Genomic DNA, 3,103 nt, shown 5'->3' on the forward strand with positions numbered 1-3,103 from the left:
TGCTCGGGTCTCCAGTAGATCTGAGGGGGCTCACTGCATAACGGCTCACACGCCGGTGCCGTGGACTGCAGACGGAAGTATTTCAGCAGCCTGGTAATGGTGGATGGAGGGGTGAGGGGAAGTGGGGGCGGCGCCATTTACAGGAGGTTTCACCGGAAATAGCTGCGGAACTAGACGCCATCATCCGCGAGTTCTTCGTCCATGGGGACACGCGGCGCCTCAAGGCGTTCTGCTCGGAAGTGCTGGAATTGCTGGGCGGCCCGTTCGAGGGCGGCCCCGTCGATGTCGAGCCGTTGTGATCCTCTGCAAACCGCAAGCCCAGCACATCCGATGAATTGGACGATTCGCCGCTTGATCGCCGCCGCCTGCGCCACTGCGTGGATGGCTTGCCCCGCAGCGGCGCAGGGCGCCGCCGTCGTGCCCGCATTTCAGATCGTCGAGAGCGTGCCGGTGGCCACCGACTACGGCGAACCGGGCGTGCCTCGCACGCAGCAGGTGTGGCTGGACCTGATCCGGCATGCGCGGCGTCGCATCGACATCGCGGCCTTCTACATCAGCAATCAGCCGGGCGAAGCGCTACAGCCCGTGCTCGACGCCCTGATCGCCCGCGCCAGAGCGGGAATCGCGGTCCGCATTCTGCTCGACGCCACCTTCATGACGCAAAGCCAGGCGGCTTACGACCTGCTGCGCGGGCAGCCCGGGATCGAGATCCGCATCCTTCCCGTCGACAAGCTGACCGGGGGCGTGCTGCACGCCAAGTATTTCGTCGTCGACGGACAGGCCGTGTTCGTCGGTTCGCAGAACTGGGACTGGCGGGCGCTGTCGCAGATCCACGAAATCGGCGCCGTGGTGCGCAATACGCGGCTGGCGCATACTTTCGAGGTTGCGTTCGATTTCGAGTGGGCCCTCGCCGCCGATCCCGACCTGCCCGCGGCAGTCCGCCGCGCCGTACTGCCGCCAGACTTCTCACCGGTGACCGCGCAGGATCCCATCGTGATCGACCAGCCCGACGGCAAACCGTTGGTGATTTCCGCCGCCTTCAGTCCACCGGCTCTGCTACCCATCTGGCTCGACCGCGAGGAACCGCAGTTGCTGCAATTCGTCCGGGGCGCTCAGCACAGCCTCGACATTCAGGTCATGACCCTGAGTGCGTTCAAGGATTACGGCCCTGCGGGCTGGTGGGCGCCGCTGGACGCAGCGCTGCGCGACGCCGCCGCACGCGGTGTGAAGGTACGCATCGTCGTCGCCGACTGGGCGCTGCGCGAGCCGATGCAGGCCTATCTGAAGAGCCTGGCGCTGATGCCCGGCATCGAAGTGAAATACAGCGCGCTGCCCGAAGCGCCGCAGGGGTTCATTCCCTATGCACGGGTCGAGCATTGCAAATACGCCGTCGCCGATGGCCGCCGCAGCTATATCGGCACAGGAAACTGGAGCTGGAGTTACTTCGAGACGACGGTGGACGCCTCGTTGTTCATCGCCGGCGCAGCCCCGGCGCGCACCCTCGAAGCGATTTTCGAGCGCGATTGGATGGGACGCTATGTCCACACGATCGAACCTGGAAACCTCTACAAGGCGCCGGACCTGCAACCTAAAACCCACTCCGAATAGGGCCGGTTCGGCACGGCGCGAGCGGAGCATTTCACCCTACCACGACGCCTCGCGCTCCGGGGTGGCGCTGATGCGGTGAATGGAGAGGTCGGCGCCATTGAATTCCTCTTCGGCATCGAGGCGGATGCCGAGGGTCTTTTTCAGCACGCCATAGACCACGAAACCGCCGATCAGGGCTACAGCGATGCCCATCAGCGTGCCGACGATCTGCGAGGCCAGCGAAACCCCGCCCAGACCGCCCAGCGCCTTCATGCCGAAAATGCCTGCGGCGATGCCGCCCCAGGTGCCGCACAGGCCATGCAGGGGCCAGACGCCCAGCACGTCGTCGATCTTCCAGCGGTTTTGCGTCAGGGTGAACATCCAGACGAACAGCGCTCCGGCCACCGCGCCGACCACCAAAGCGCCCAGTGGATGCATCACGTCCGAGCCCGCGCACACCGCCACCAAGCCGGCCAGCGGGCCGTTATGCAGAAAGCCGGGGTCGTTCTTGCCCGCGGCCAGCGCCGCCAGGGTGCCGCCCACCATGGCCATGAGCGAGTTCACCGCCACCAGACCGCTGATCTGGTCGAGCTTTTGCGCGCTCATCACGTTGAAGCCGAACCAGCCCACGATCAGAATCCACGAACCCAGCGCCAGAAAGGGAATGGACGAGGGCGGATGCGCCGACATCTGCCCATTGGCGTGATAGCGGCCGCGCCGGGCGCCCAGCAGCAGCACGGCGGGCAGGGCAATCCAGCCGCCCATGGCGTGTACCACCACCGACCCGGCGAAGTCGTGAAAGGGTGCGCCAAAAGTGGATTGCAGCCACGCCTGAATGCCCAGATTGCCGTGCCACACTATGCCCTCGAAAAACGGGTAGATGAAGGCGACGATGGTGAAGGTGGCGATGAGCTGCGGCCAGAACTTGGCGCGCTCGGCAATGCCGCCGGAGATGATGGCTGGAATGGCCGCGGCGAAGGTCAGGAGGAAGAAAAAGCGGGTCAGCTCGTAGCCATGATCGCGAGTGAGCACGTCATCGCCCACGAGAAAATGATGGCCGTAGGCGATGCCGTAGCCGATCAGAAAGTAGGCAATCGCCGAGACGGAAAAGTCGGTGATGATTTTCGACAGCGCGTTGACCTGGTTTTTCTTGCGCACCGTGCCCAGCTCAAGAAAGGCGAACCCGGCGTGCATGGCGAGCACCAGAATGGCGCCGAGGAGGATGAACAACACATTTCCGCTGGAGGCGTCTTGCACGATGAAGGTTCCTGATAAAAGTCTGATGCACAAAAACAGCAAACTCCGTGCCCATAAAAAGCGCATGACGCCCTTGTTTGGTTCACAACCGCTCACAAACTGCGCATTATTGGTGCGCTTACCGGCTGAGTTCGCACCATATCAAGGCGTTATGCACCGTACTAGTGCGCTTCAATCGGGGCTGCCGCTTGCTTAGAATGCAGGCTCGTTGTTCCCCCTGCCGTTTCCATTCGAGAACGTCCATGCCTTTCAAAGTCAA

2 protein-coding genes are annotated in these 3,103 nt (G+C 63.4%); one reads left to right on the top strand and one right to left on the bottom strand.

The window, feature by feature from the left end; translation table 11 throughout:
• Positions 1-330 precede the first annotated feature (330 nt).
• The gene (locus AC2VLV_RS06970; protein ID WP_486989284.1) at positions 331-1,608 is read left to right on the top strand and encodes a phospholipase D-like domain-containing protein; all 1,278 of its coding nucleotides are present in this window, start codon (positions 331-333) and stop codon (positions 1,606-1,608) included.
• A 36-nt stretch (positions 1,609-1,644) separates the two neighbouring features.
• On the opposite strand, the gene AC2VLV_RS06975 is transcribed toward AC2VLV_RS06970, so the two are convergent.
• Complete coding sequence (locus AC2VLV_RS06975) at positions 1,645-2,844, bottom strand: ammonium transporter (protein WP_486989285.1); 1,200 nt, start codon at positions 2,842-2,844, stop codon at positions 1,645-1,647.
• Positions 2,845-3,103: the final 259 nt, after the last annotated feature.

It is taken from the genome of Thiomonas sp. TH-17, assembly GCF_057473305.1.

Excerpts from the sequence above, each read along its gene's own strand:
- AC2VLV_RS06970 (WP_486989284.1), top strand. The coding sequence starts at position 331 with ATGAATTGGACGATTCGCCGCTTGATCGCCGCCGCCTGCGCCACTGCG.